The sequence below is a fragment of the Halomonas sp. Y3 genome (assembly GCF_024137965.1).
Classification (GTDB): Bacteria; Pseudomonadota; Gammaproteobacteria; order Pseudomonadales; family Halomonadaceae; genus Halomonas; species Halomonas mongoliensis.
Genome location: NZ_CP099975.1, coordinates 2,890,988 through 2,914,139 on the forward strand (window position 1 = coordinate 2,890,988; position 23,152 = coordinate 2,914,139).

Annotated in this window: 20 protein-coding genes; 4 read left to right on the forward strand and 16 right to left on the reverse strand. The window is 69.7% G+C overall.

The genetic code is table 11. The annotated features are described in order from the left end of the window. Positions 1-33 precede the first annotated feature (33 nt). The 3 genes from NHL60_RS13740 (at position 34) to NHL60_RS13750 (ending at position 5,160) form a co-directional block, all read left to right on the forward strand. Positions 34-1,365: an exonuclease SbcCD subunit D C-terminal domain-containing protein gene (locus NHL60_RS13740; RefSeq protein WP_253444429.1), complete on the forward strand. Its 1,332-nt coding sequence runs from the start codon at positions 34-36 to the stop codon at positions 1,363-1,365. Next, positions 1,362-4,673: an AAA family ATPase gene (locus NHL60_RS13745; protein WP_253444432.1), complete on the forward strand. Its 3,312-nt coding sequence runs from the start codon at positions 1,362-1,364 to the stop codon at positions 4,671-4,673. Before NHL60_RS13740 ends, NHL60_RS13745 begins: the two co-directional genes overlap by 4 nt. Positions 4,674-4,749: 76 nt before the next feature. Then, a complete protein-coding gene (locus tag NHL60_RS13750; protein WP_253444435.1) occupies positions 4,750-5,160 on the forward strand; it encodes a hypothetical protein in 411 nt (136 codons plus the stop codon). 267 nt (positions 5,161-5,427) lie between these two features. Here NHL60_RS13750 and NHL60_RS13755 read toward each other — a convergent pair whose 3' ends face one another. Genes NHL60_RS13755 through NHL60_RS13765 form a run of 3 tightly spaced genes read right to left on the reverse strand, consistent with a single transcriptional unit; the run spans position 5,428 to position 8,818 of the window. Further along, positions 5,428-5,988, reverse strand: a complete 561-nt coding sequence (locus NHL60_RS13755; RefSeq protein WP_253444437.1) for a hypothetical protein — start codon at positions 5,986-5,988, stop codon at positions 5,428-5,430. An 8-nt stretch (positions 5,989-5,996) separates the two neighbouring features. Then, positions 5,997-7,799 carry a TRAP transporter fused permease subunit gene (locus tag NHL60_RS13760; RefSeq protein WP_253444453.1) on the reverse strand — a complete coding sequence of 601 codons (1,803 nt, stop codon included), beginning with the start codon at positions 7,797-7,799 and terminating at the stop codon, positions 5,997-5,999. A 53-nt stretch (positions 7,800-7,852) separates the two neighbouring features. Next, positions 7,853-8,818, reverse strand: coding sequence for a TAXI family TRAP transporter solute-binding subunit (locus NHL60_RS13765; RefSeq protein WP_253444456.1), 966 nt, complete (start codon positions 8,816-8,818; stop codon positions 7,853-7,855). Positions 8,819-8,914: 96 nt separating this feature from the next. Between NHL60_RS13765 and NHL60_RS13770 the strand changes: the two genes are divergently transcribed. Then, positions 8,915-9,643, forward strand: a complete 729-nt coding sequence (locus NHL60_RS13770) for an SDR family NAD(P)-dependent oxidoreductase (protein WP_253444459.1) — start codon at positions 8,915-8,917, stop codon at positions 9,641-9,643. Here NHL60_RS13770 and NHL60_RS13775 read toward each other — a convergent pair. From NHL60_RS13775 to NHL60_RS13835, 13 genes are all read right to left on the reverse strand, one after another. Beyond that, on the reverse strand, positions 9,640-10,302 hold the full coding sequence (locus NHL60_RS13775; RefSeq protein ID WP_253444462.1) for an ATP-binding cassette domain-containing protein: 663 nt from the start codon (positions 10,300-10,302) through the stop codon (positions 9,640-9,642). The genes NHL60_RS13770 and NHL60_RS13775 overlap by 4 nt on opposite strands. Then, a complete protein-coding gene (thiP, locus tag NHL60_RS13780) occupies positions 10,302-11,960 on the reverse strand; it encodes a thiamine/thiamine pyrophosphate ABC transporter permease (protein ID WP_253444464.1) in 1,659 nt (552 codons plus the stop codon). The genes NHL60_RS13775 and thiP overlap by 1 nt, the downstream gene beginning before the upstream one ends. Beyond that, the gene (gene thiB / locus NHL60_RS13785) at positions 11,936-12,934 is read right to left on the reverse strand and encodes a thiamine ABC transporter substrate binding subunit (protein ID WP_253444467.1); all 999 of its coding nucleotides are present in this window, start codon (positions 12,932-12,934) and stop codon (positions 11,936-11,938) included. Before thiB ends, thiP begins: the two co-directional genes overlap by 25 nt. Before the next feature lie 94 nt (positions 12,935-13,028). Then, positions 13,029-15,488, reverse strand: a complete 2,460-nt coding sequence (gene lon, locus NHL60_RS13790; RefSeq protein ID WP_253444470.1) for an endopeptidase La — start codon at positions 15,486-15,488, stop codon at positions 13,029-13,031. 92 nt (positions 15,489-15,580) lie between these two features. Continuing rightward, positions 15,581-16,816, reverse strand: coding sequence for a DUF945 family protein (locus NHL60_RS13795; protein WP_253444473.1), 1,236 nt, complete (start codon positions 16,814-16,816; stop codon positions 15,581-15,583). Positions 16,817-16,890: 74 nt separating this feature from the next. Beyond that, on the reverse strand, positions 16,891-17,364 hold the full coding sequence (locus tag NHL60_RS13800; RefSeq protein WP_253444476.1) for a phosphatidylglycerophosphatase A: 474 nt from the start codon (positions 17,362-17,364) through the stop codon (positions 16,891-16,893). Then, positions 17,361-18,374, reverse strand: coding sequence for a thiamine-phosphate kinase (gene thiL, locus NHL60_RS13805; protein ID WP_253444479.1), 1,014 nt, complete (start codon positions 18,372-18,374; stop codon positions 17,361-17,363). The genes NHL60_RS13800 and thiL overlap by 4 nt, the downstream gene beginning before the upstream one ends. A 13-nt stretch (positions 18,375-18,387) precedes the next feature. Then, complete coding sequence (nusB, locus tag NHL60_RS13810) at positions 18,388-18,891, reverse strand: transcription antitermination factor NusB (RefSeq protein WP_253444482.1); 504 nt, start codon at positions 18,889-18,891, stop codon at positions 18,388-18,390. Then, positions 18,888-19,382: a 6,7-dimethyl-8-ribityllumazine synthase gene (gene ribE, locus NHL60_RS13815; protein WP_253444484.1), complete on the reverse strand. Its 495-nt coding sequence runs from the start codon at positions 19,380-19,382 to the stop codon at positions 18,888-18,890. Before ribE ends, nusB begins: the two co-directional genes overlap by 4 nt. 93 nt (positions 19,383-19,475) lie before the next feature. Then, positions 19,476-20,660, reverse strand: coding sequence for a bifunctional 3,4-dihydroxy-2-butanone-4-phosphate synthase/GTP cyclohydrolase II (gene ribBA, locus NHL60_RS13820; RefSeq protein ID WP_253444486.1), 1,185 nt, complete (start codon positions 20,658-20,660; stop codon positions 19,476-19,478). 194 nt (positions 20,661-20,854) lie between these two features. Further along, positions 20,855-22,000, reverse strand: coding sequence for a bifunctional diaminohydroxyphosphoribosylaminopyrimidine deaminase/5-amino-6-(5-phosphoribosylamino)uracil reductase RibD (ribD, locus tag NHL60_RS13825; protein WP_253444489.1), 1,146 nt, complete (start codon positions 21,998-22,000; stop codon positions 20,855-20,857). 51 nt (positions 22,001-22,051) lie between these two features. Beyond that, positions 22,052-22,534, reverse strand: coding sequence for a transcriptional regulator NrdR (gene nrdR / locus NHL60_RS13830; RefSeq protein ID WP_253444492.1), 483 nt, complete (start codon positions 22,532-22,534; stop codon positions 22,052-22,054). A gap of 100 nt (positions 22,535-22,634) precedes the next feature. Further along, positions 22,635-23,144 (reverse strand): copper chaperone PCu(A)C, encoded by a 510-nt coding sequence (locus tag NHL60_RS13835; RefSeq protein WP_253444495.1) that lies wholly within the window; start codon positions 23,142-23,144, stop codon positions 22,635-22,637. Positions 23,145-23,152 lie beyond the last annotated feature (8 nt).

Below are 23,152 nucleotides of genomic sequence, written 5' to 3' on the forward strand. Positions count from 1 at the left end.
GCCTTCCGGATACCGGCAGGAAGGGAGACCACCATGAAGCTGATCCATACCGCCGACTGGCACCTGGGCCAGACGTTCCACGGCCAGGAGCGCCATGCCGAGCACCGCGCCTTTCTCGCCTGGCTGCTAGACACCCTGGTGGAGCGCCAGGCCGACGCCCTGCTGGTGGCCGGGGATATCTTCGACGTGGTCAACCCCTCGCTTGCCGCCCAGGAGCTGCTCTACGACTTTATCGTCGCCGCCCACGAGCGGCTGCCGCGCCTCGACATGGTGCTGATCGCCGGCAACCACGACAGCGGCAACCGCGTCGAACTGCCGGCCCCGCTGATGCGCCGCCTGCGCACCCACGCCCTGGGCCGGGTGGGCTGGCTGGACGACGGCCGCCTGGACGCCGACCGCCTGCTGGTCCCCCTCACCGACGCCGCCGGCGAGACCCGCGCCTGGTGCCTGGCGCTGCCCTTCCTGCGCCCCGCCGAGGTGACCGGTGCGGCCCTGGTGAAGGAGGAAGCGTCGCCCGCCCCCGACGACGTCCCCGACGCTCCTGCTTCGAATACCACCGCTTCGAATGACTATGTGGCCGGCATCAGCCGGGTGCACCGCCAGCTGGTCGAGGCGGCACTCCAGCGCCGCCACCCCGGCCAGGCCCTGGTGGCCATGAGCCACGCCCACCTCCACGGCGCGGCGGTCTCCGAGGCCAGCGAGCGGCCCATCGTGATCGGCGGCGAGGAATCGATCTCCGCCGCCCTCTTCCCCGCCGAGATCGCCTACGTGGCCCTGGGCCACCTGCACCGGGCCCAGCAGGTGGGCGAGGCGCGTATCCGCTACAGCGGCAGCCCCCTGCCCCTGGACTTCAGCGAGGTGGACTACGCCCACCAGGTGGTGGAGGTGCACCTCGACGGCGAGACCCTGAGCGAGGCGCGGCCGATTCCCGTGCCGCGCCCGGTGGCCATGCGGCGTATCGGCCCCGCCCCCCTGGCGGAGGTGCTGGCCGCCCTCGAGGCCCTGGAGGATGACCCCGCCCTCGAGCGCGAGCGCTGGCCCTGGCTGGAGGTGCGGGTCGAGCTCGAGGCCCCCATTCCCGACCTGCGCGCCCGGGTGGACGCCGCCCTGGCGGGCAAGGCGGTGCGCCTGCTGCGCCTGGAGCGCCGCCTGCCCCGGGGAGAAGACGCCACGGCGCCGGCCCGAATGGAGCTGGAGGCCCTGGGCCCCCGCAAGCTCTTCGCCCTGACCTGGGAGGAGCGCTGGAAGGCCCCCCCGGACGACGACGTGCTGGCCGACTTCGACCGCCTGCGCCAGGAGGTGCTGGACGGTGACGCCCTGAATGACGCCCAGGACCCAAGCCGCCGCCAGGAGGCTCGCCCATGAGGATCCTCGCCCTGCGTCTGGCCAACCTGGCCTCCCTGCCCGGCCCACTGGCGCTCGACTTCACCGCGCCGCCGCTCAGCGACGCGGGCCTCTTCGCCATCACCGGCCCCACCGGCGCCGGCAAGAGCACCCTGCTCGACGCCCTCTGCCTGGCGCTCTACGGCAGCACCCCGCGGCTGCGCCTGGCGCCCAGCCGGGACAGCCAGATCGACGACACCCCGGACTCTCGCCTTACCACCAGCGATGCCCGCACCCTGCTGCGCCGCGGCACCGCCAGCGGCTATGCCGAGGTGGACTTCCTGGGCCGGGACGGCCGCCGCTATCGCGCCCGCTGGGCGGTGCGCCGCGCCCGGGAGAAGGCCAGCGGCCGCCTGCAGGCCGCGGAGCAGTCCCTGCGCGACCTCGACGCCGACCGGCTGCTGACTACCCAGAAGCGGGAGTTCGACCGCCTGCTGCCGGAGCGGTTGGGGCTCGGCTTCGAGCAGTTCACCCGGGCCGTGCTGCTGGCCCAGAGCGAGTTCGCCGCCTTCCTCAAGGCCGACGACAACGCTCGAAGCGACCTGCTGGAGCGCCTCACCGGCACCGAGGAGTACTCGCGGATCTCGAAAGCCGCCTTCCGCCGCGCCGGCGAGGCGAAGCGCGCCGTGGAGGCCCTGGAGGCGAAGCTCGCCGACGACCTGCCCGCCGAGCCCGAGGCCCGCACCGAGCTCGAGCGCGCCGCCGAGGCTACCCGGCAAGCCCTGGCTCACCTGCAAGCCCAGGCGCAAGCCTTCGAGGCCCAACAGCGCTGGCACGACGACGATGCTCGCCTCCACGCGGCCTACGCCGAGGGCCTGACACGGCAGCAGGCCGCCGAGGCCACCTGGCATGCCCTCGCCGATCGGCGACGCGACCTCGACTGGCGCCGCCTGATCGCTCCCCGGCGGCACGATCTGGCCCGCCAGGCAGCCCTGCCCAACGAGCTCGACGCCCTGGCAGCGACCCGGCGCGAGACCCACGAGGCGCTGGCCACCGCCGAGATCGCGCGAAAGGCCGCCGGCAGCGCTCTTGAGGAGGCCGAGCGGGACCTCACAAGCGCCAGCGAGGCACGCCGCGAGGCCGAGCCGGCCCTTCGTGAGGCCCGAGCGCACCAGCACGCCCTCACCGAGCGTAAGCGCGAGCTGGCCGAGTGCGAGAACCGGCTCACCCGCGCCCGGGCGCAGGCCGTCAAGCTGGAAGAGGAGCACCGGCGCGAGCAGGCCGCCCAGGAGGCGCGCCACGAGCAGCAGCGCCGGTGGCAGTCGGCCCTGGCCGGGCTGATGGGTGAGCACTCACACCCGGCGGCGGCCCGCCAGGCCAGCCAGCAGGCCCTCGACCGGGCCGCCGCCCGCCGGCTCGCCCTGGGGGAGCTGGCCAGCCGCTGGCAGGAGTACCAGCACGCCGTCGAGACCCACCGCCGCCAGGCCAGCCAGCAGGAAGCGGACCGGGCGAAGTGCGACCGGCTGCTCGCCGAGGGGCAGGTAGCCCGCCAGGCCCTCGACCGGGCCGAGGCGCATCTCGACAGCGTCACCGTCCTGGTGGAGCGCAGCCGCGCCGTGCGCAGCGAGAGCGTGACCCGGCTGCGCGACGACCTGCGGGAAGGTGAGCCCTGCCCCGTCTGCGGCGGACGCGACCACCCCTGGCGCACGCAGCCGCCGGCCACCCCCGAGGCGGCTCAGCTCGCCGCTCAGGAAGCAGAGGAAACCCGTCAGCTCGAGGAGGCGAGGCAGGCCCGCGACGATGCCCAGGCCCGTCGCGATACCCTGCTGGGCGAGTACCGCGCCCTGGAGGCCGCCCTTGCCCAGGGCGAGCGGACACTGTCAGAGGCTGCAGGGCGCCTGGCGGAGGCCCGCACGGCCCTGAGGGATCACCCGCTCCACGACGAGCTCGACGCCGTGGAGACGCCGGCCCGCGATGCCTGGCTGCAAACCCAGCACCACGACAGCGAGGCGAAGCGAAAGCAGGCTCAGCAGACCCTGGAGGCGCTGGCCCGAGCCGACGCCGAGCTCGCCCCCCTGGCGGAATCACTGCACCAGGGTGAGCTGAACCTCACTCGCCTGGAAGGGGATAAGGCCAGGGCCGATCGCGACCTGGCCGAGTCGGAGACACGATTTCCCGCCCTTCAGCAACAGCATGACGAGAGCGAGCGGGCCCTCCGCGCCCTGCTCGGCGACCACGCCACGCCGGAGGCCTGGCAGCAGCGCCTGGACGCTGCCGAGGCCCAGGCCCGCCAGGTTCGGGATAGCGCTCTTACCCGCCGGCACGACGCCGAGCGGGAGCAGCAGGGACTCGCCCAGCGGCTCGCGCACCAGGAGGAACAGCTCACCGCCCTGCAGCAGGAGCGGGCCCGGCTCGCCCGATCCCTGGCCGAGTGGCGCGGGCATCACCCCGAGCTGGATGACGCTACCCTGGCGCGGCTGCTGGCCCAGAGCGACGACGAGGCCCGCCGGCAGGAGCGTGCGATCGAGGCGGCCGAGGCAGAGCGCCAGCGCGCCGCCGCCACCCTGGCCGAACGCCGCGAGGCCCTGCTGCGCCACCGCCGCGGCCAGGGCTTGATCGAAGGGGTGCAGGAAGAGAGCGACGAGGCGCTGCTCGCCGAGGCCCTGGGCGAGCCCCTGCGCCAGCGCCGGGAGGCTCTCGTTCAGGCCATGGAGGCCCTGGCACCAGAGCTGGCCCAGGCCCAGCGGGCCCGAGACGCCGCCGCCTTTGCGCTAGCCGACGACGACCGCCGCCGTGAGCGCCAGCGAACGGGGCAGGCCGAGCGGGAAGCGGCACGTGGCGAGTACCGCCGCTGGGGCCGGATCAGCGAGCTGATCGGCTCCGCCGACGGCAAGACGTTCCGGCGCATCGCCCAGGCCTACAACCTGGAGCAGCTGCTGGAGCACGCCAACGCACACCTGGCCGGCCTCAGCCGACGCTATCGGCTCTGCCGCGGCGGCAGCGAGCTGGGCCTGCTGGTGATGGACCTGGACATGGCCGACGAGAAGCGCTCGGTGCACTCGCTCTCCGGCGGCGAGACCTTCCTGGTCTCCCTGGCACTGGCCCTGGGGCTCGCCTCCATGGCCTCCGAAGAGCTCACCATCGAGTCGCTCTTTATCGACGAGGGGTTCGGCAGCCTCGACCCCCAGTCGCTGGCCCTGGCCATGGAGGCTCTGGACGGCCTTCAGGCGCTGGGCCGCCGGGTGGGGGTGATCTCCCACGTCCAGGAGATGCATGAGCGCATCCCGGTACAGATACAGGTGGAGCCCCTGGGCAACGGCACCAGCCGGGCGAAACTGATCAGCGCCTGACCGGTCGAACCCTTGACCGCGGAGACGGCACGGCGCAGAATTGATAATAGTTCTTGTTTTCAGGAAGGAGTTCTTCATGCATGCAGAAAAGCCCAAGGCCTACTATACGGCGGTTTTCCTGCAGGTCTCCTTCCGGGCCATCAAGAACTCCATGGCCGGCAAGGCCAGCGACAGCATGCCCTGCTGGCTCGACACCAGGATGCTGATGATGCTCTCCCGGGAGCTGAGGGAGTGCCAGACGCTGGCCAGCGACAGCGATGAGGCCGAGCGGGCCCTGGCCCCGGCGATCGAAGCGTGCGACGCCCTGCTCGAGCACTGCCCGGGCGGGCTGGACTCCTCCCACTGCCACCGGCATCTGGCCGTTATCCTCGACGCCCTGCAGCACGCCATCGAGGCGCTGCCTCAGCAGGCCCCGGCGCCCTCCCCCGCCAGCCGCTGGGAATATGCCCGTCAGCAGATTCGCGCCGGCTTCCAGCGCCGTCTGTGAGAGGCTTCCCCACCTCTGGACCGTCCCTGCCCCCAGGCATTTGAGGCGACTTCCCCCGGAAAGCGATTTTGACCTGGCCGTGGCATTCACCGGCTGGATAACCGACCCTCTGGATCGGCGCTTGCGTCCGGCGCTGCTCGCACAGGAGTAAATCGACTACCTGCACCCGGAGGGAATCCATGCCTGACGGCCAGCAAAGCGCCTATCTCAGCGCACAGTGGCACTACCGCTCCATCATCGACTTCGGCCATCAGGCCCTAGCCGCGCTCAAGCAGGCCGGCTAGACAGCCCCAGTGGATGGCCGTCCGGCAGCGGCACTCTGCCGTACACCACCCAGACGTCCAGCGCCGGCCCCAGGTCCTCGACCAGGCGCAGTGTGTCGGGGTGGGCATCCAGGGTATATCGCGCACAGATGCCCGCTTCGAAGCGACCCTCCAGCAGCCCTTCAGCCACCCCCACCGTGGTGGGAACATCGACCTCCTCGGCGAAGCCGGAAAGGTCAGTGTAGTAGCGGGTGGCGGGCTGGCGCGCCACCTGACGCGGCGCGGCGACCTCGCGGCGCGCCACCAGCACCAAGGGGTGGCTGCCGGCCACGAAGGTATCCACCGGAAATACCCGATGCATGTAGCGACCCACGCAGTCGGCGTGGCTGAAGTGGGCGGTGCACTGCAGCACCCGATCCACCTCGCCGGCCGCCAGCGCCGCAAAGGCGGCCGGAAAGTCGTCGTAGAGCCTGACCTCGGCATCGGCGAGGCCCCGGGCCTCGAGATAGCGGCCAAGCACCAGCACATGATTGTTTCCATCGGGGCCCAGGGTTGCGATACGCATGCGACCTCCTAAAACAGAAAGATGATCAGGGCCCCGACGACGATCAGCGCGGCGCGCAGCCAGAGCGCCCGCCGCGCGATCACGCCATAGGAGATGCCGGCCAGGCCCAGGGCGATCTTGAGCGCGTCGAAGACGGCGCCCAACGGGTCGAAGGCAAGCCGAATCACATCCGGGTTGGCGACCATCGCCAGGGGAATGATGTAGAGGCCAATCCCCAGGGCCATGGCCTTCATGGCCACCTTGAGCCAGTTCTCGCCCACCATGCCGGCGGCGATGAAGACCCCGCCACACACCGGCGGCGTGATGGTGGAGAGCAGCGCGAACCAGAACACGAAGAGGTGGGCCAGCAACGGCTCCAGCCCCAGCGCGATCAGGGCAGGGCCGGCCACCGAGACGCAGATCACATAGGCGGCCGTGGTCGGTACCTCCATCCCCAGGATCAGGCAGGCAAGGGCGGTGAGCAGCAGCGCCGGCCACAGCATCTCGTTGGAGAGCGAGAGGATGCCCGAGGTGATCTTCACGCCGAGCCCGGTCAGCGAGAGCACACCGATCACCAGCGAGGCACAGATGATGATGGCGCCAATGACCGCCACCTGGCGCCCCGCCGTCACCAGCGCCTCGGCCAGCCGCGTGGCGAAGCCGCGCAGGGAGAAGCTCAGCGTCACGTCGAAGAAGAGCAATGCCAGGCCGGCAAAGACCGCCAGGCTCGCCGCATACTGGGGCGTATAGCCGCCCAGAAAGATGCGCTCCAGCAGGATCACGAAGGGTACCGCAAAAAACAGCGAGGTGATCAGCACCTCGCGCCCCGAGGGACGATCCTCCTCGGCCATGGGCTTGAGGTCATGGCGGGTGGCATAGGCGTTGATGCCCACCCAGACGGTAGCAAAGTAGAGAATCGCTGGCAGCATGGCCGCCGCCATGATTTGGGTATAGGGGGTGCCGGTGAGCTCCACCATCACGAAGGCGCCGGCGCCCATCAGCGGCGGCATGATCTGCCCGCCGGACGAAGCCACGGCCTCGATGCCGCCGGCCAGGGAGCGCGGGTAGCCCAGGCGCACCATGGAGGGGATGGTGATGGCCCCGGTGGAGGCCACATTGGCCGACGCCGAGCCGGAGATCGACCCCATCAGCGCCGAGGAGATCACCGACACCTTGGCCGCACCGCCGGTCAGCCGACCGGCCACGGCGCCCGCCATGTTCATGAAGCCGCGACCGGCCTCGCCGGCGTTGAGCACGGCGCCGAAGATCACGAAGATCGCCACCACGCCGACGCTCACCCCGGTAAGCGAGCCCCACAGCCCCCCTTCAGAGATGGTGAGGCTGCCGATGAAGCTCTGCATCGGCATGCCGGGATGGCCGAACTGACCGGGGATGTGGGTCCCCAGCACGCCGTAGAGGATGGCACCGAGTGCCACCGTGGGCAGCGGCCAGCCGATCGCCCGCCGCGCCGTCTCCAGTGCCAGCCCGATCAGGAAGACCCCCAGCGCCATCTGGAAATGGGTATCGATAAAGCCGTACTGGTTGGCCAGGGCCTCCTCGTTGAAGGCGATATAGCCGCAGGCGGCCACGCCCAGCAGCGTCAGCAGCCAGCCGCTCCAGCGCTCGAACGGCGTCCGCGCCATCAGGATCAGGATCCAGGGCAGCGCCAGCGCCATGTGAATGGGTCGGCTGACCAGCGCTGGCGTCAGACCGTAGAAGATCAGCCCCAGGTGAAAGATGACGCTGGCGGCGCCCAGGGCCACCCAAACAGGATGCAGACGCGACTCGCCGACGCTCGTGAGAGCCGCCGACGGCGAAGAGATGACAGACATGAGGGACTCTACCTTGCAGGACCGGGCCCCGTGAGCGGGGCCCAGAGGAGGGATCAGCGCAGCGCGTCGGGAACGTCGATGCCGGCCTCATCGTAGTAGCGGACGGCCCCGGGATGCAGGGTGCCGGCGATATTGCCGATCATGTCGTGGGTAATGCCGCCCCACCAGGCGGTCTCCTCGGCCATGGCGTCGCGCCGCTCCCAGAAGGTCTTGGTCAGGGTATAGGCGGTATCGTCGTCCATGGCGCTGGTGGTGTAAGCGATTACCGGCAGCGAGGTGGTCTCGACGTCCTCATCGATGCCCGGATAAGTGCCCCCCGGAATGGTCTGGCGCGCCGCACCGGTCTGCTCAATCTGCTCGTCGGTGAGGCTCACCAGGCTGATGGGCATGCTGGCAGCGGTCTCGATCACGTTGGGAGTGGGGAAGGAGCTGGCGGTGACGAAGGCATCGATCTGGCCGTTCTTGAGGGCATCGGGGCCGCTGCCGATGCTGGCGCTGGCCACCCGCACCTTGTCCAGCAGGTCGAACATTTCCAGGTAGCGCTCCGCCTCTCGGGCGCCGAAGGTGCCTCGGCCGATCAGAATATGCTTGTCTTCGAGGTCCGCAAGGCCAATCACGCCCTCATCGCCGGCCGCCACGAAGTGCATGGTGATGGCCGGGATGGGAAAGAGGCCGCGGATCTCCTGAAAGCGCGGGCTCTGGCGTTCGGCAAAGGCACCCTCACCTGCCAGCGCCTGCTCCACCAGGCCCGGCGGCGTGGTGAACACATAGTTGCCCTGGCGCGCCATCACCTCCATGACGTTCTGCACCGAGCCCTGGCTCTCCTCCAGGGTCAGCACGATCTCTCCATCGGTGCCGCGACGGATGGCCTCGGAGAGCTCGACCCCCATCTGGTAGTAGGCGGTCCCCGCCGAGGCGGACTTGTAGGTGACGCGGGTCTCGGCCTGCGCATTGAGGGCGGCGGCGCCGATCAGCATCGCCGTGGCGGTGGCCAGCAGGCGGCGGGTAAACGGAGGCATGTCGATCTCCCTGAATGTCCAGAATTCATGATGTTGTGATTGCGTGATTCGCAATTCACTATAATGCCGATTTTCCGAAGGAGGAACCGTTCTGCCATGGAGACACAGGATGTCGCCCTGCTGGGTGCCGGCGGTGGCCTGGGCATGGCGATTGCCGAAGCCCTGCTGGCCCGGGGGGATCGAGTCTGGCTGCTGGATCTGGGCGGGTGCCGGGAGAGGCTCGGAGCGCTGACCACCGCCTGGCCGACGCGGGCTCGGTTTATCGGGATCGACCTTACCGAGCCGGCGAGCCTGGCCGCCGCCTTCGCAGGGATTCGCACCGAGGCAGGGACGCTCGACGCCTGCATCAACGCCGCCGGCGTCATCCATCGGGCAAGCTTCGAGAACACCGACGCCGACGCCCTCGCCCGAGTAATGGCCATCAACGTTACCGGCCCCTTTCAGGCCCTGCAGCACGCCGTGAGGCTGATGGCACACGGCGGGCGAATCGTCAACGTCGCCTCCGCCCACGGCCTGCGCACCGGGCCGGAGCGAAGCGCTTACGCCATGAGCAAGGGCGCCATCCTGGCGCTGACCCGGGCGCTGGCCGTGGAGCTTGGCCCTCGGGGCATTCTGGTCAACGCGGTGGCGCCGGGGCCGGTCAGCGCCGGCATGCAGGACGCCGCCTCTGAATCGCGCCGCCGTTGGCAGCAGGCCACGCCGCTCGGGCGCGTGGCGAGACCCGACGAAGTGGCCCGGGCCGTGCTGCAGCTCACCTCTCCCGAGAACACCTTTACCACCGGGCAGACGCTGGTAATCGACGGCGGGGCCACCGCCATGATCTAGCCCAACATCGGAATAGCCCCTAGCCGCCCCCCCTCCAGCCGGCAGCGGCGATCGGCCAGGGCATCAATATCGTCGTGATCATGGCTGACCAGGATCACCGCGGTGCCGGCTTCCTGCTGGCGGTGCACCAGCAGCCACAGGCCTTCACGGGTGACCTCATCGAGCCCGGTGAAGGGCTCGTCGAGCAACAGCAGAGGCGAACCCCGCAACAGGGCCCGCAGCAGCGCCACCCGCTGTCGCTGACCACCGGAGAGCTCCCCGGGCAGGCGCTCCTCGAGACCGGCCAGTCCTACTTCGGCGAGCCCCTCGTTGATGCGTCGGCGCTGGTCGGCACTTAGCCTCAGGCTCGGTGCCAGGCCCAGCCCCAGGTTGGCCCATACCGGCAGGTGGTCGAAGAGGTTATGTTCCTGGAAGACGGTAGTGATCCCACGCTCCCAGGGCGGCCGCGCCAGCAGGTCCTCTCCCCGCCAGGTCAGGCTACCGCCCTCGGGCTCGAGAAAGCCGGCCAGCAACCCCAGCAGAGTACTCTTGCCACAGCCCGAGGCCCCCTCCACCGAGAGGCACTCCCCTGGCGCCAGGCGAAAGCTGAAGGAAAACGATGGCGTCTCCCCAGGGTCGGCGCGCCGGTAGTGAAAGGTCAGGTCGCGACAGTCGAGCATCAGGGTCTCCAGCGAGGACGGGACGGACGGCGGGTCAGGCCGCCGAGCAGCACGAAAATCAGCGCAACCAGCACCAGCAGCAGCAGCGCGGTAGCCGCCGCCCCCTGCCAGCGGTAACCGCCCAGCTGCTGGTAGAGCAGCATCGGCAGAGTCGGCACCGAGGGACTGCCGAACAGGGCGATGACGCTGAAGTCGCCCAGCGACAGGGTCATCGCATAGGCCAGTGCAAGGGCTAGGGGACGGCGCAGACGCGGCCAGGTCAGCCAGCGCAGGCGCGCCCTTCCACGCACACCGAGCTGATCCGCCAGGCGTCCTTCGGCCGCCGAGATCCCCGGCAGCCCCCCGCGCAGCACCTGCATGGCGAAGGGCAGCGCCATGAAGGCATTGACCAGCACCACCAGGCCATAGCCTTGCCAGCCGCTGCCCAGGGTGGGCCGCAGCAGCAGGAAGAGCCCGGTACCCAGCACCAGTGCCGGCACCACCAGAATCAGCTGGCCGCCCCCTTCCATCGCCAGGCCCAGGGCCCCCTGTCCGCGCTCGCGCAGCCAGCGGCTGCCGGCCAGCAGCGCCATGGCCAGCATCAAGGCACCCAGGCCCGCGCTCAGGGCCATCACCAAGCTTCGTGCCGCCGCCGGCCACAGGCTCGTCGCGCGAGGCAACTCGGCGAGCCCACCTAGTCCGGCGATCACGATGGCCACCAGCGGCGGAGCCAGCAGCGCCACCAGTGCCAGCAACCAGCCGGCATCGAGCCAGCGCGAAGCGCCCAAGGCATCGCGACGGCGCCAGCGCCCCAGGGCCGGCAGCCGCACGCTCCCCACTATCAGCGAAGGGCTCCCACCCCGGGAGAGCGCCAGCCCCCACAGCGTCAGGCAGATGGTCAGCTGGGTCAGCGCCAGCAGGGCGGCCAGTGCCAGGTCATGATCGAACTTGAGCGCCTGGTAGATTGCCACCTCCAAGGTGGCGCTGCGCGGCCCGCCCCCCAGGGTCATGACGATGGCGAAGCTGGTGAAGCAGAGGGTAAAGACCAGCGCCGCCAAGCGCGGCAGCAGGGGGGCCAGGCGCGGCCACTCCAAGGCACGCCAGATCGCCCCCCGCGAGAGCCCCAGCTGTGCGGCCAGGCGCCAGTGCGCCGCGGGAGCCGTCTCCAGGGACTGCAGCATCAGCCGTGCCGCAAGCGGCAGGTTGTAGAACACATGGGCCAGCACGATCCCGGAGAGGCCGTAGAGATAGCCCGCCTCCGTGCCGGTCAGCCACTCCCACAGGGGGGCCGCCCAGCCCCGCCGGCCGTGCACCGCCACCAGCCCGAACAGGCCGATCAGCGTGGGCAGCACGAGCGACAGCTCCATGGACCGCAGCAGCAGGGTGCGACCGGGAAAGCGGGGCCGTCGCGCCAGGGCGAGGGCCACCGGCACGGCGAGTCCCACGCTGAGCAGCGTGGAAAGACTCGCCTGCCAGAGGGTGAATCGCAGGATGGCAGCGAGCCACGGCTCCTGCCACAGCAGGGCCGGATGCAGCTCCCGAGCCTGCCACAGCAGGGCAACCAGGCTGCCCAAGCCTAGGCCGGCCACCAGCGCCAGGGCGACGAGCCCAAGCCCCGGTGGCCAAGGCGAGGGTCTCTCCCAGCGCGGCACGGTCAGCGCGCCGCGGCGTTCAGCCACTCGCGGATCCAGGCACGGCGGTCGGCGCGCACCTCCTCAGGTGTGAAGACGAGACTCTCGGGGGATATCAGTCGCTCGAACACCTCGGGCAGCTCGTCGCCCAGGTCGATGGCCGGGTTCATCACGTTGCCCAGGGGGATATGGCGCTGGAAGTCCGGTGTCAGCATGAATGCAAGAAACTCACGGGCCAGCTCGGGCGCGTCGCTAGTACGCAACATCGCCGCGGTCTCCACCTGCAGATAGTGGCCCTCCTCGAACTCGGCGGCCTGGTAGCGATCGCTCTCCTCCACCGCCATATGGTAGGCCGGCGAGGTGGCATAGGAGAGCACCAGGGGAGCTTCGCCGTTCATGAACAGCGAGAAGTAGGCCTGGCTCCAGCCGTTGGTCACGGTGAGCACACGCTCGTTGAGCCGCTGCCAGGCCTCGGGGGCCTCATCACCGAAGACGTGCTTCATCCACAGCAGCAGTCCCTGGCCGGCAACACTGGTTCTCGGGTCCTGGATGATCACCTTGAGGTCATCCGAGGCCGCGAAGAGCTCGGCGAAGCTGCCAGGCGGCTCGTCGAGTTGCTCGCGGTCGTAGACGAAGGCGAAATGGCCCCAGTCGTAGGGCAGGAAGGTATCGTCGTTCCATTCGATGGGCAGAGCGAGCGCACTGGTGTCGACGCCGTGGGGGGCCAGCAGCCCAAGCTCGCGGGCCTCGGCCATCAGGTTCATGTCAAGGCCCAGGACCAGGTCGGCGCCGCTGACCTCCCCTTCCAGGCGCAGCCGCTGGAGGATATCCACGCCGCCGTCGAGCGCAACGAAGCGCAGCTCGCAGTCGCCACAGCGTGCCTCGAAGGCCGCCTCGATGGCTGGTCCCGGCCCCCACTCGGAGACGAAGGAGTCGTAGGTATAGACGGTCAGCGACTGCTCAGCGGCGGAGACGGTGCCCGCCGCCGACAAGCCCAGGGCCAGCGCTACCAATCGTTGCATGGGAGTTCCCCTTGTCATGAAACACCCCGGTCTCGGTTCGACACCGACCCGGGGGTTGGCTTGCAGCTCCATCGCCGCCGAGGTCTGACCCCGGTCAGCCAAACACCACCCGGGCCACGTCCCGGTAGCGCCTGGCGAAGTGCACCGTCATGCCCTCCTTGAGGTGGTCGGGCAGCTCCTCATAGTCGCGGCGGTTGGCGTCGGGCAGGATCACCTCGAAGATGCCGCTGCGCCTCGCGGCGATTACCTTCTCGCGGATGCCCCCCACCGGCAGCACCTGGCCGGTGAGGGTCAGCTCGCCGGTCATCGCCAGGGGGCGGTCGATGGAGTGGTGCTTCGCCAGGGAGAGCAGCGCCGTGGTCATGGTGACCCCCGCCGAGGGGCCATCCTTGGGCGTGGCCCCCTCCGGCACGTGGAGGTGGACGAAGGCGGAGTCGAAGAAGTCGGCGTCGGCGCCGTACTCGGCCAGGTGGCCCAGCACATAGCTGTAGGCGATATTGGCGGACTCCTGCATCACCTCGCCGAGCTTGCCGGTGAGCTTGAAGCCGCGGGTCAGCGAGTGCACCTTGCCCGCCTCGATGGGCAACGTCGCCCCGCCCATGGCGGTCCAGGCGAGCCCCGTGACCACCCCTTCCCCCTTGAGCACCTGCTCCTTGCGGAACAGCGGTGCCCCCAGATACTCCTCGAGGTTCTTGACCGAGACCTTCGCCGACTGCTGGTCGTTCTCCAGCAGCTTGACCGCGGCCTTGCGCACGATGCGGTGCAGCTGCTTCTCGAGCTGGCGCACCCCGGCCTCCCGGGCGTAGCCCTCGATCACCTGGCGCAGCGCCGCCTCGGTGAGGTTGATGCGCTTCTTCGGGATATTGGCGCGCTTGAGCAGCTTGGGCCAGAGGTGGTGCTTGGCGATGGCCAGCTTCTCCTCGGCGATGTAGCCGGAGAGGCGGATCTGCTCCATGCGGTCCAGCAGCGGTCCCGGGATCGAATCCAGGGTGTTGGCGGTGCAGACGAAGAGCACCTTGGAGAGGTCCAGCCGCACGTCCAGGTAGTGATCGAGGAAGTCGACGTTCTGCTCCGGGTCGAGCACCTCGAGCAGCGCCGAGGCGGGGTCGCCCTGGAAGGACTGCCCCATCTTGTCGATCTCGTCGAGCATGATCACCGGGTTCTCGACCTCCACCTCCTTGAGCGCCTGCACCAGCTTGCCGGGCATGGCACCGATGTAGGTGCGCCGATGGCCCTTGATCTCGGCCTCGTCGCGCATGCCGCCCACCGAGAAGCGGTAGAACTCACGGCCCAGAGCCTCGGCGATGGAGCGGCCGATGGAGGTCTTGCCCACCCCGGGCGGGCCCACCAGCAGCAGGATGGAGCCGCCCACGTCGCCCTTGAAGGTGCCCTCGGCGAGAAACTCGACGATGCGCTCCTTCACGTCGGCCAGGCCGTCGTGGTCGCGGTCCAGCACCTCCCGGGCGTGGGCCAGGTCGAGCTGGTCCTGGCTGTGCACCCCCCAGGGCATGCTGGTCAGCCAGTCCAGATAGTTGCGGGTGGTGCCGTACTCCGGCGAGCCGGTCTCGAGCACGGCGAGCTTGTCGAGTTCCTCCTCGATGCGGGTCAGCACCCTGGGCGGCACGACGAGGCTCTCCAGGCGGTCGCGGAAGGTGTCGACGTCGTTCTCGCGGTCATCCTTGGAGATGCCCAGCTCGCGCTGGATCACCTTGAGCTGCTCGCGCAGGAAGAACTCCCGCTGGCGCTCCTGCATCTGGGCGTTGACCTGGTCGCTGATCTCGCTCTGCAGCTGGGCGACCTCGATCTCCTTGCGCAGCAGCGGCAGCACCTTCTGCATGCGCGCGAGCACCGGCAGGGTGGCCAGCACGTCCTGCAGCTCGCGCCCCTTGGCCGAGGTGATCGCCGCGGCGAAGTCGGTGAGCGGGCCCGGCTCGTGGGGGCTGAAGCGGTTGAGGTAGTGCTTGAGCTCCTCGCCGTAGAGGGGGTTGATCGGCAGCAGCTCCTTGATGCCGTTGATCAGCGACATGGCGTAGGCGCGCGCCTCGTCCGCCTCGGCGTCCACCGGCTCCCGGGGGTAGCTCACCTCCACCAGATAGGGAGGCTTGCGGGATATCCAGCGCTGGATGCGGAAGCGCTGCATCCCCTGGGCGATAAACTGGATCTGGTTCTCCTCACCCTGCAGCTTGTGCACCTTGACGGCGGTGCCGATCTCCGGGAAGTCGCCATGGGCGAGCCCATCAATGGCGGCCTCACCGACAAAGGCCAGGCCCACGGTGTGGTGGGGGGTCTTGGCAACCCGCTGGATGGTTTCCTCCCAGCGCTCGCGGTTGATCACCAGCGGCTGCACCTGGGCTGGAAAGAAGGGCCGGTTGTGGATCGGCAGCAGGTAGATGCGCTCGGGCAGCGCCTCCCGGGCAGGCACCACGGCGTGCCGGCTATCGCCGGGCTGATCACCGAGGTCAAGCTGTTCATCCTCGTCGTGGGCGTCGCTATCCGCGTCGTGCAGCCACTCCGGCCCCTCAGGGTCGTGGCGGCGGTCCTGGTCATCGCTCATGGGGTCTCATCCTGATCCTGTGATGGCTCATGCCGTTGGGTTCAGGAATGCGGGCGATGGGGGACAACTTCAAGTCGGCGGGCCTTCGCGCCTCAGCGCCAGAGCGGTGGCAGCGGCCGGCCGTTGACGCGTACCCGGCCACGAATCACGTCGATCTGCAAGTCACGGGTGCTAAGCGGCAGCCCCAGCCAGAGCGCCACCACGGTGGGCGCCTCGTGCCAGATGAAGTCGCCGTCGAGGCGATTCAGCCAGAGCGCCTGCTCCGCTTCGGCGTCCAGACGCGAGGGGCTCAGCTCGTGGATCCGGCGGGGGTCGAAGAAGAGCGCACCGCTGCCCCTGGCGACCAGCCCCAGCATGGGGCTCTCCAGATCCACCTCGACCACATCCAGGCGCGGGGAGTCGACCAGGATGCCCAACAGCTCAGGCTCCAGCCGCTCCGTCAGCTCCCGAAGGTCCAGCGTGCGGACCTTGGCCGTCTCCCGGCGTAACGCCGCCAGGGCCTCGCGCACCGCATCGGCGTTGATACGCGAGAGCTCCATGGCGATGCGGCCGGTCAGCAGCACCTGCTCCGCCGCCTGCACCTCACCCAGGGTCAGCTCGCTGTCGATGCGCAGCTCGCTGTCGTCGAGCTGCATGCGGCTGCGGTAGGCAAGCTCGCTGGCGTCGAGCGTCAGGCCGGGCTGCTGCCAGGCGAGGGTATCGATACGCAACAGGTCATGCTGGGTGAAGTGGTGGGCACCACCGGTGTAGGCATAGCGGCTCTCCAGGGAGACCGGGCCCGACTCCAGGGTGGCCACACCGTCGGTGAGACGCCAGGGCTGCAGCCGGGCACGCAGTCGCCAGTCGCCCTGCTGGCCGCTCAGGGCCAGGTGCCCACCGCGGAAGTCGAGCTCTCGCTCTCCCTGACTGATCAGGAAGGGCGCCAGCTGGACGCTGCCCTCCAGGGTGCCGCCCAGGGTCTGGTAGCGGGCGTGCCAGCGAGGCGGGCTGGAGGGGAGACAGTCGCCGAACAGGCGACGGTGATGGGGGCTGGCGCTGGGGAGGACTTCCCCCTCGAGTCGGGTACTGAAGACCCCGTGGCGGGCCAGGTAGGAGAGCTCAAGCCGCCAGCCGTCACCGAGCAGCGGAGAGACCTGGAGGCTGCCGGATGAGGAGAGCCAGCCCCGCTCGATACCGCTGCGCTCCACCACCAGATCGCCGCGGGCCTCCAGGTCGGCAAGGGCCCGAGCCAGTTCCCGCTCGAAGAGAACCGATGCGAGGTACTGGGCCAGCGCCCAGACCAGGGTGAGCACCACCACGACCGGGACGATCAGACGTTCCTTGCGCATTGCTTCCCCCTTCCCTGGGCCGCCCCCTCCACGCCAAGGGCGGCGTTGCGTCGGACCCTCAGTGTAGCCGGGGGTCAGTGTAACCAGAACCAGAGGTGCATGACGCTCCAGGCGTAGATGCCCGCCATGACGTCATCGATCATGATGCCAAAACCGCCGGCCACACGACGATCCGCCCAGCGGATCGGCCAGGGCTTGATGACGTCGAAGATGCGGAACAGCAGAAAGCCCCAGAGCGCCGCCTCCCAGGAGAAGGGCACCGCCGCCATGGTAATCCAGTAGCCGACGAACTCGTCCCAGACGATGCCTGAGTGGTCGTGGACACCGAGGTCCCGGGAGGTCTTCTCACATAGCCAGACGCCCCAGACGAAGGCCACGAAGACCACCGCCAGGTACCAGCCCAGGGGCAGCTCGGAGAGCAGCCAGTAGAAGGGAATGGCCGCCAGGGTGCCGAAGGTGCCCGGGGCCCAGGGCGCCGCGCCGCTGCCGAGGCCGAAGGCGAGAAAGTGGGTAGGGCGGTGCCAGACGCTGGGTGGAGCACGGTTCATGCATCATCTCCTGCACTGCCGGCGCCTGCCGAGTGGAAGTGCTGCCAGCCGCCCTCGCCAGAGAGCGCCACCCCGCGCAGGCCGGGCTCGGCCTCGAAGCGGCCGATCACCGTGAGCGGCAGACCAAGGGCGGCGAGCCGCCCCCGGGCCTCGTCGAGGTGCTCGGCGGGCAGCGCCAGCAGCAGCTCATAGTCGTCGCCGCCGCCCAGGGCAGCGCGGCGCGCGCCCGCCACTCCCAGCTCCGCCACCAGGCCCTCGGCCAGGGGCAGCGCCTCGGGGTCGAGCGAGGCACCGACGCCCGAACGCGCCAGCAGATGGCCAAGGTCGGCGCACAGGCCGTCGGAGATATCGATGGCGGCCGTGGCCAGCCCCGCCAGCGCCTCGCCGGCGGCGAGGCGCGGCTCGGGCCGCAGGTAGCGCGTCAGCAGCGGGTGGGCGAGATCCCGCTCACCGCGCTGCCAGGCCGCGAGACCGCCGGCGCCACCGCCCAGGGCACCGGTCACCGCGACCAGATCTCCCGGCCGAGCGCCGTGGCGCGTGAGGGCCTGGCTCGGCACCACCTCCCCAATCACGGTGACGCCGATGGCGGTCGCTCCCCGGGTCACATCACCGCCCGCCAGGACGGTGCCGCTCAGGTCACACAGGGCACGGAAGCCACGGGAGAAGCCATCGAGCCAGGCATCGTCGGCCTCGGCCAGGGTCAGCGCCATCAGGCACCAGCGCGGGCGAGCACCCATGGCGGCCAGATCCGAGAGGCTGACCGCAAGCGCCCGATGCCCCACCGCCTCGGCGGGAGCATCGGCGGGATAGTGGACGTCGGCCAGCGAGGTATCCACGCTGACGGCCAGCTGGCAGCCGGGCGTCGGGCTCAGCAGGGTGCAGTCGTCACCCACTCCCAGCGCCACCCCAGCCCCCTTGCCGGTAGGCTCAAAGGTGAAGTAGCGCGCAATCAGCTCGAACTCGCTATGCCGAGGCCGGCTGGGCGCTTGACTGGACGGTTGACTGGGCATCGGGGAGTCCCCTTCAGCGGCGGCAGGCCGCCACCTCGGCGTAGCGCAGGCGCCCAGCGAGCTTGTCGAGGATGCCATTGACATACTTGTGGCCGTCGGTGGCGCCGAAGGACTTGGCCAGCTCCACGCCCTCGTTGATCACTACCCGATAGGGCACCTCGAGACGGCGAGAGAGCTCGTAGGCCCCCAGGCGCAGAATCGCCAGCTCGATGGGGTCAAGCTCCTCGAGGCGACGGTCGAGCAGCGGCGAGATGCTGGCGTCCAGGTCGGTCTTGAAACGCGCCACGTTGTGCAGCAGCTCATGGAAGAGCGCCAGGTCGGCGATCTCCATGACCCTGTGCCAGTTTTCGTGATCCTCGAGGTCGTCGTCGGCCACCTGGCTGCGGAACTCCGCCTCCACCGCGGTGATCGACTTGCCGGTCATCTGCCACTGGTAGAGGCCCTGAACGGCCAGTTCCCGGGCGGCACGACGCGCCAGCTGGGCCTTCGAGGGCTCTCGGGAGCGCTCGCGACTCATGCCTCGTCTCCCTCATCGTCGCCGAAGCAGCGCAGCAGCGAGACCATCTCCATGGCGGCCATGGCCGCCTCGGCGCCCTTGTTGCCGGCCTTGGTGCCGGAGCGCTCGATGGCCTGCTCGATGGAGTTGACGGTGAGCACGCCGTTGGCGATGGGCGTGTCGAACTCCAGCTGAAGGTTGCCCAGGGCCGCGTTGCAGCCGCCGGCCACGTACTCGAAGTGCGGGGTACCGCCGCGAATCACCGCCCCCAGAGCGATCACCGCGTCGGGGCGGGCCACCTTGAGCACCTGCTTGACCGCCAGGGGCAGCTCCCAGGCGCCCGGCACGTGGACGATGTCGATGCTCTCGCTGGCCACGCCGTGGCGCACCAGGCTATCTACCGCCCCCTCGACGAGGCTATCCACCACGTGATGGTTGAAACGGCCCACCACGATCACATAGCGGCCGTCCACGTCGATGAAGCTGCCTTCCACTTGAGAAATGGGTTGCATATCGCTGTTCCTGAAAGTCGTTCCTGAAAACCTGCCTGATAAGAACCGGCGGGCGCCGTTCACCATGCGCCCGCCGCAAGGGTCGAGGCGGCGTCAGTCGCCGCTGGCCTCGGCGCCGCCGGCGGCACCATGAGTGGCCTCGATGTCTTCCGGGCTCAGCCGTTCCACCACCTCGAGATCGAAGCCGGAGAGCGCCGAGAACTTCCAGGGTGAGCTGAGCAGGCGCATCTTGCCCACGCCGAGATGGCGCAGGATCTGGGAACCGGTGCCGATAGTCAGGTAGTTGCCGGCCCCGTCCGAGGCGCTGGTGCGCGGGGCGCGCCTGCGCTCCAGGAAGGTGTCCAGGTAGTCGCGCAGGTCCTGGCGAGGGCGGCCATCGTCGAGCAGGACGAAGACGCCATGCTCGGCCCGGGCCACCTCGGCGATGGCCTGATGGGAGGGCCACTGGGTGCTCTCTCCCTTCTGCAGGCAGAGCAGGTCACGCATGGCGTCGGCCAGGTGCACCCGCACCGTGGTCGCGGTCTCGGGGCTGGGGCGTCCCTTGACCAGCGCCAGATGGTGGGCGCCCTGGATGCTGTCGCGGAAGACGTGCAGGGTCAGTTCGCCGAAGCCGGTCCGCACCGGCATGGCCTCCACGTGCTCCACGGTGTGCTCGTTGTGGATGCGATAGTGGATCAGGTCCGCGATGGTACCCATCTTGAGTCCGTGCTCGGCGGCGAAGCGCTCGAGCTCCGGGCGGCGCGCCATGCTGCCGTCGTCGTTCATGATCTCGCAGATCACGCCGCTGGGGTCGAGGCCGGCCAGGGCAGCGAGGTCGCAGGCCGCCTCGGTGTGGCCGGCGCGGCGCAACACGCCGCCGGGCTCGGCCATCAGCGGGAAGATATGGCCGGGCTGAACGATATCCTCGGCCCTGGCGTCCCGGGCCACCGCGGCCTGCACGGTGCGGGCGCGATCGGCAGCGGAGATGCCGGTGGTCACCCCTTCGGCGGCCTCGATGGAGAGAGTGAACTTGGTGCCGAAGCCCGAGCCGTTGTCGCTGACCATCAGCGGCAGCTGCAGGCGCTGGCAGCGCTCGCGGGTCATCGGCAGGCAGATCAGCCCCCGGGCATGACGCGCCATGAAGTTGATGTGCTCGGCCTGCACCCTCTCGGCGGCCATGATGATGTCGCCTTCGTTCTCGCGATCCTCGTCGTCCATGAGGATCACCATCTTGCCCTGGCGGATGTCCTCGATCAGCTCCTCGATGGGAGCCAGGCCGCCGGCAGTTGAGTTCGCCATGAGATCTCCAGAAATTCAGCGTGGCGCTGTCGCCCTGCGCCGACACTGATGTCGTCCGCAGGCGTCTAGGCGCCTCGAAACGGCGTCAGAGTACCTTGGCGCAGCGTCGGGCGCCAGTAAAGAGCCGTGGCGCGGCGTCGGGCGCCAGTAAAGAGCCGCGGCGCGGCGTCGGGCGCCAGTAAAGAGCCCCTCCCTTATCGCGCGGGCAGCGTGCGGCGCTCGGGCCGGGCGGTGATGCGCCAGTCGCGGCCCACGGCGCGAATGTCGAGAATCTCGAGGCCGCGCTGCTGGGCCATGGTCTCGATGCCGGCGAGCTGGAAGAGCGGCCGAGCCTCGCCGCCGAGCAGGGTCGGCGCCACGAAGAGCTGCATCTCGTCCACCAGGCCGGCGTCGAGCACGGCGCCGGCCAGCGTCGCACCGGTCTCCAGCAGCACCTCGTTGGCCTGCTCCACGTCGGCCAGGTAGCGCAGCAGGGCGTGCAGGTCGACGCGGCCACCGGCATCGGCGGGAAAGGCCACCACCTCGGCGCCGGCGGCCTCCAGGCGAGCGCGCCGCTCGGGCTCATGTCCCTCGACGGTAGCCACCAGGGTACGGCCGGGCTCGGTAAGGCAGGCGGCGGCCTCGGGCAGACGCAGTCGGGTATCCACCACCACCCGCAGCGGCTGGCGACCGGGAATCAGCTCGACGTCCTCAAGCTCGGCCTGCTCCGGGCGCACGGTGAGCCGGGAGTTATCGAAGATCACCGAGTCCACGCCGGTGAGCACAACGCTGGAGCGAGCGCGCAGCCGCTGCACCTCCCGGCGGGCCTCGGGGCCGGTGATCCACTGGGACTCACCGGAGCGCATGGCAGTGCGACCGTCGAGGCTCATGGCCATCTTGAGGCGCACGAAGGGGCGCCCGTGGTCCATGCGCATGATAAAGCCGGGGTTGACCGACCGGGCCTGATCCTCGAGCACGCCCACCTCCACCTCGATGCCGGCCTGGCGCAGCAGGGCAATGCCGCGGCCGGCCACCGCCGGATTGGGGTCGGCCATGGCGATCACTACCTTCGCTACCCCGGCGTCGATCAGCGCCAGGGCACAAGGGCCGGTGCGGCCGTGGTGGGAGCAGGGCTCCAGGGTCACGTAGGCGGTGGCGCCCCGGGCGGCCGGACCGGCGGCGCGCAGGGCATGGACCTCGGCGTGGGGCTCGCCGGCGCGCTCATGGAAGCCCTCGCCGACCAGCCGCTCGTTCTTGACCAGCACGCAGCCGACGCGGGGGTTGGGATCGGTGGTATAGAGGCCGCGACGGGCCAGCTCCAGAGCCCGGGCCATCCAGGCGTGAGGGGGCTGCTTGGCCATGGGAGTCCTTGCCTTGGGGATAAATGGAAGTAACCGGACCAGGAGCGACGCCTAGCCCCGCGGCTCGTCGGGGCACTGAGCAGGCTCCTGAGCCAGGCGATCGATCTCGGCGCGGAACTCGTCGAGATCCTGGAAGCGGCGATAGACCGAGGCGAAGCGGATGTAGGCGACCTGGTCGAGGCGCTTCAGGGCCTGCATGACCTCCTCGCCGATGACCCGAGCGTGAATCTCCCGCTCGCCCCGGGCGCGCAGGGTCTGACGAATCCGCTGTACCGAGGCCTCGATGGCCTCGGCACTGACGGGCCGCTTCTCCAGGGCGCGCAGCATGCCGGCGCGCAGCTTCTGCTCGTCGAAGGACTCGCGGGAGCCATCGCCCTTGATGACGCGAGGCATCACCAGCTCGGCGGTCTCGTAAGTGGTGAATCGCTCGCCGCAGGCCACGCACTGGCGGCGGCGCCTCACCTGGTCGCCTTCGGCGACCAGCCGCGAGTCGGTGACCTTGGTGTCATGGGTTCCGCAGAAGGGGCAGTGCATGGCTGGGTTCCGGGCCGGCTAACGAGGATCGTTGACGCATTGTAACCACTGCGGCCTCCGGCGCCCAGCGTGACGCTCACTGCCTCCTCAGGGAGGAGAGTTAATGATGGTGATGCCCGCCATGGCCGTGGTCGCTGCCGCCCATCACCTCGATGCGCTTGACGGGAGCGTTGAAGGTGAGGGTCTCGTCGCTTTCCAGCACCAGGGTGATCTCCACCTCCTCGCCCTCCTCGAGGGGCGCCACCAGGTCGATCAGCATCAGATGCAGGCCGCCCGGGGCCAGCTCGGTGCTGCCGCCGGCGGGCACGGCGATCTCGGGCACTTGTCGCATCTGCATGACGCCATCGACGTCCACATGGTTGTGCAGCTCGGTGACCTCGGCCGCCGGCGAACTGGCATCGACCACGGCCAGGTCGCGCTCGCCCGGGTTGTGCAGCACCATGAAGGCCGCCGTGGTGGTGGAGACCGGCGGCACGGCACGCACCAGGGCCTCCTCGATCTGCAGGAGGTCGGTGCGCGCTGGCGCCTCCGCCAGGGCCACCTGGCCGGCCAGGGTCAAGGCGAGGCCGACGAGGCCGGTCGTGAAGGCGTGCGAGAGGGGGCGGGGCATGACAAGAA

Bases quoted from the DNA above. Each gene is read 5' to 3' on its own strand.
- NHL60_RS13740 (WP_253444429.1), top strand. From the start codon at position 34: ATGAAGCTGATCCATACCGCCGACTGGCACCTGGGCCAGACGTTCCAC.
- NHL60_RS13745 (WP_253444432.1), top strand. From the start codon at position 1,362: ATGAGGATCCTCGCCCTGCGTCTGGCCAACCTGGCCTCCCTGCCCGGC.
- NHL60_RS13750 (WP_253444435.1), top strand. From the start codon at position 4,750: ATGCATGCAGAAAAGCCCAAGGCCTACTATACGGCGGTTTTCCTGCAG.
- NHL60_RS13755 (WP_253444437.1), bottom strand. From the start codon at position 5,988: ATGCGTATCGCAACCCTGGGCCCCGATGGAAACAATCATGTGCTGGTG.
- NHL60_RS13760 (WP_253444453.1), bottom strand. From the start codon at position 7,799: ATGTCTGTCATCTCTTCGCCGTCGGCGGCTCTCACGAGCGTCGGCGAG.
- NHL60_RS13765 (WP_253444456.1), bottom strand. From the start codon at position 8,818: ATGCCTCCGTTTACCCGCCGCCTGCTGGCCACCGCCACGGCGATGCTG.
- NHL60_RS13770 (WP_253444459.1), top strand. From the start codon at position 8,915: ATGGAGACACAGGATGTCGCCCTGCTGGGTGCCGGCGGTGGCCTGGGC.
- NHL60_RS13775 (WP_253444462.1), bottom strand. From the start codon at position 10,302: ATGCTCGACTGTCGCGACCTGACCTTTCACTACCGGCGCGCCGACCCT.
- thiB (WP_253444467.1), bottom strand. From the start codon at position 12,934: ATGCAACGATTGGTAGCGCTGGCCCTGGGCTTGTCGGCGGCGGGCACC.
- lon (WP_253444470.1), bottom strand. From the start codon at position 15,488: ATGAGCGATGACCAGGACCGCCGCCACGACCCTGAGGGGCCGGAGTGG.
- NHL60_RS13795 (WP_253444473.1), bottom strand. From the start codon at position 16,816: ATGCGCAAGGAACGTCTGATCGTCCCGGTCGTGGTGGTGCTCACCCTG.
- NHL60_RS13800 (WP_253444476.1), bottom strand. From the start codon at position 17,364: ATGAACCGTGCTCCACCCAGCGTCTGGCACCGCCCTACCCACTTTCTC.
- thiL (WP_253444479.1), bottom strand. From the start codon at position 18,374: ATGCCCAGTCAACCGTCCAGTCAAGCGCCCAGCCGGCCTCGGCATAGC.
- nusB (WP_253444482.1), bottom strand. From the start codon at position 18,891: ATGAGTCGCGAGCGCTCCCGAGAGCCCTCGAAGGCCCAGCTGGCGCGT.
- ribE (WP_253444484.1), bottom strand. From the start codon at position 19,382: ATGCAACCCATTTCTCAAGTGGAAGGCAGCTTCATCGACGTGGACGGC.
- ribBA (WP_253444486.1), bottom strand. From the start codon at position 20,660: ATGGCGAACTCAACTGCCGGCGGCCTGGCTCCCATCGAGGAGCTGATC.
- ribD (WP_253444489.1), bottom strand. From the start codon at position 22,000: ATGGCCAAGCAGCCCCCTCACGCCTGGATGGCCCGGGCTCTGGAGCTG.
- nrdR (WP_253444492.1), bottom strand. From the start codon at position 22,534: ATGCACTGCCCCTTCTGCGGAACCCATGACACCAAGGTCACCGACTCG.
- NHL60_RS13835 (WP_253444495.1), bottom strand. From the start codon at position 23,144: ATGCCCCGCCCCCTCTCGCACGCCTTCACGACCGGCCTCGTCGGCCTC.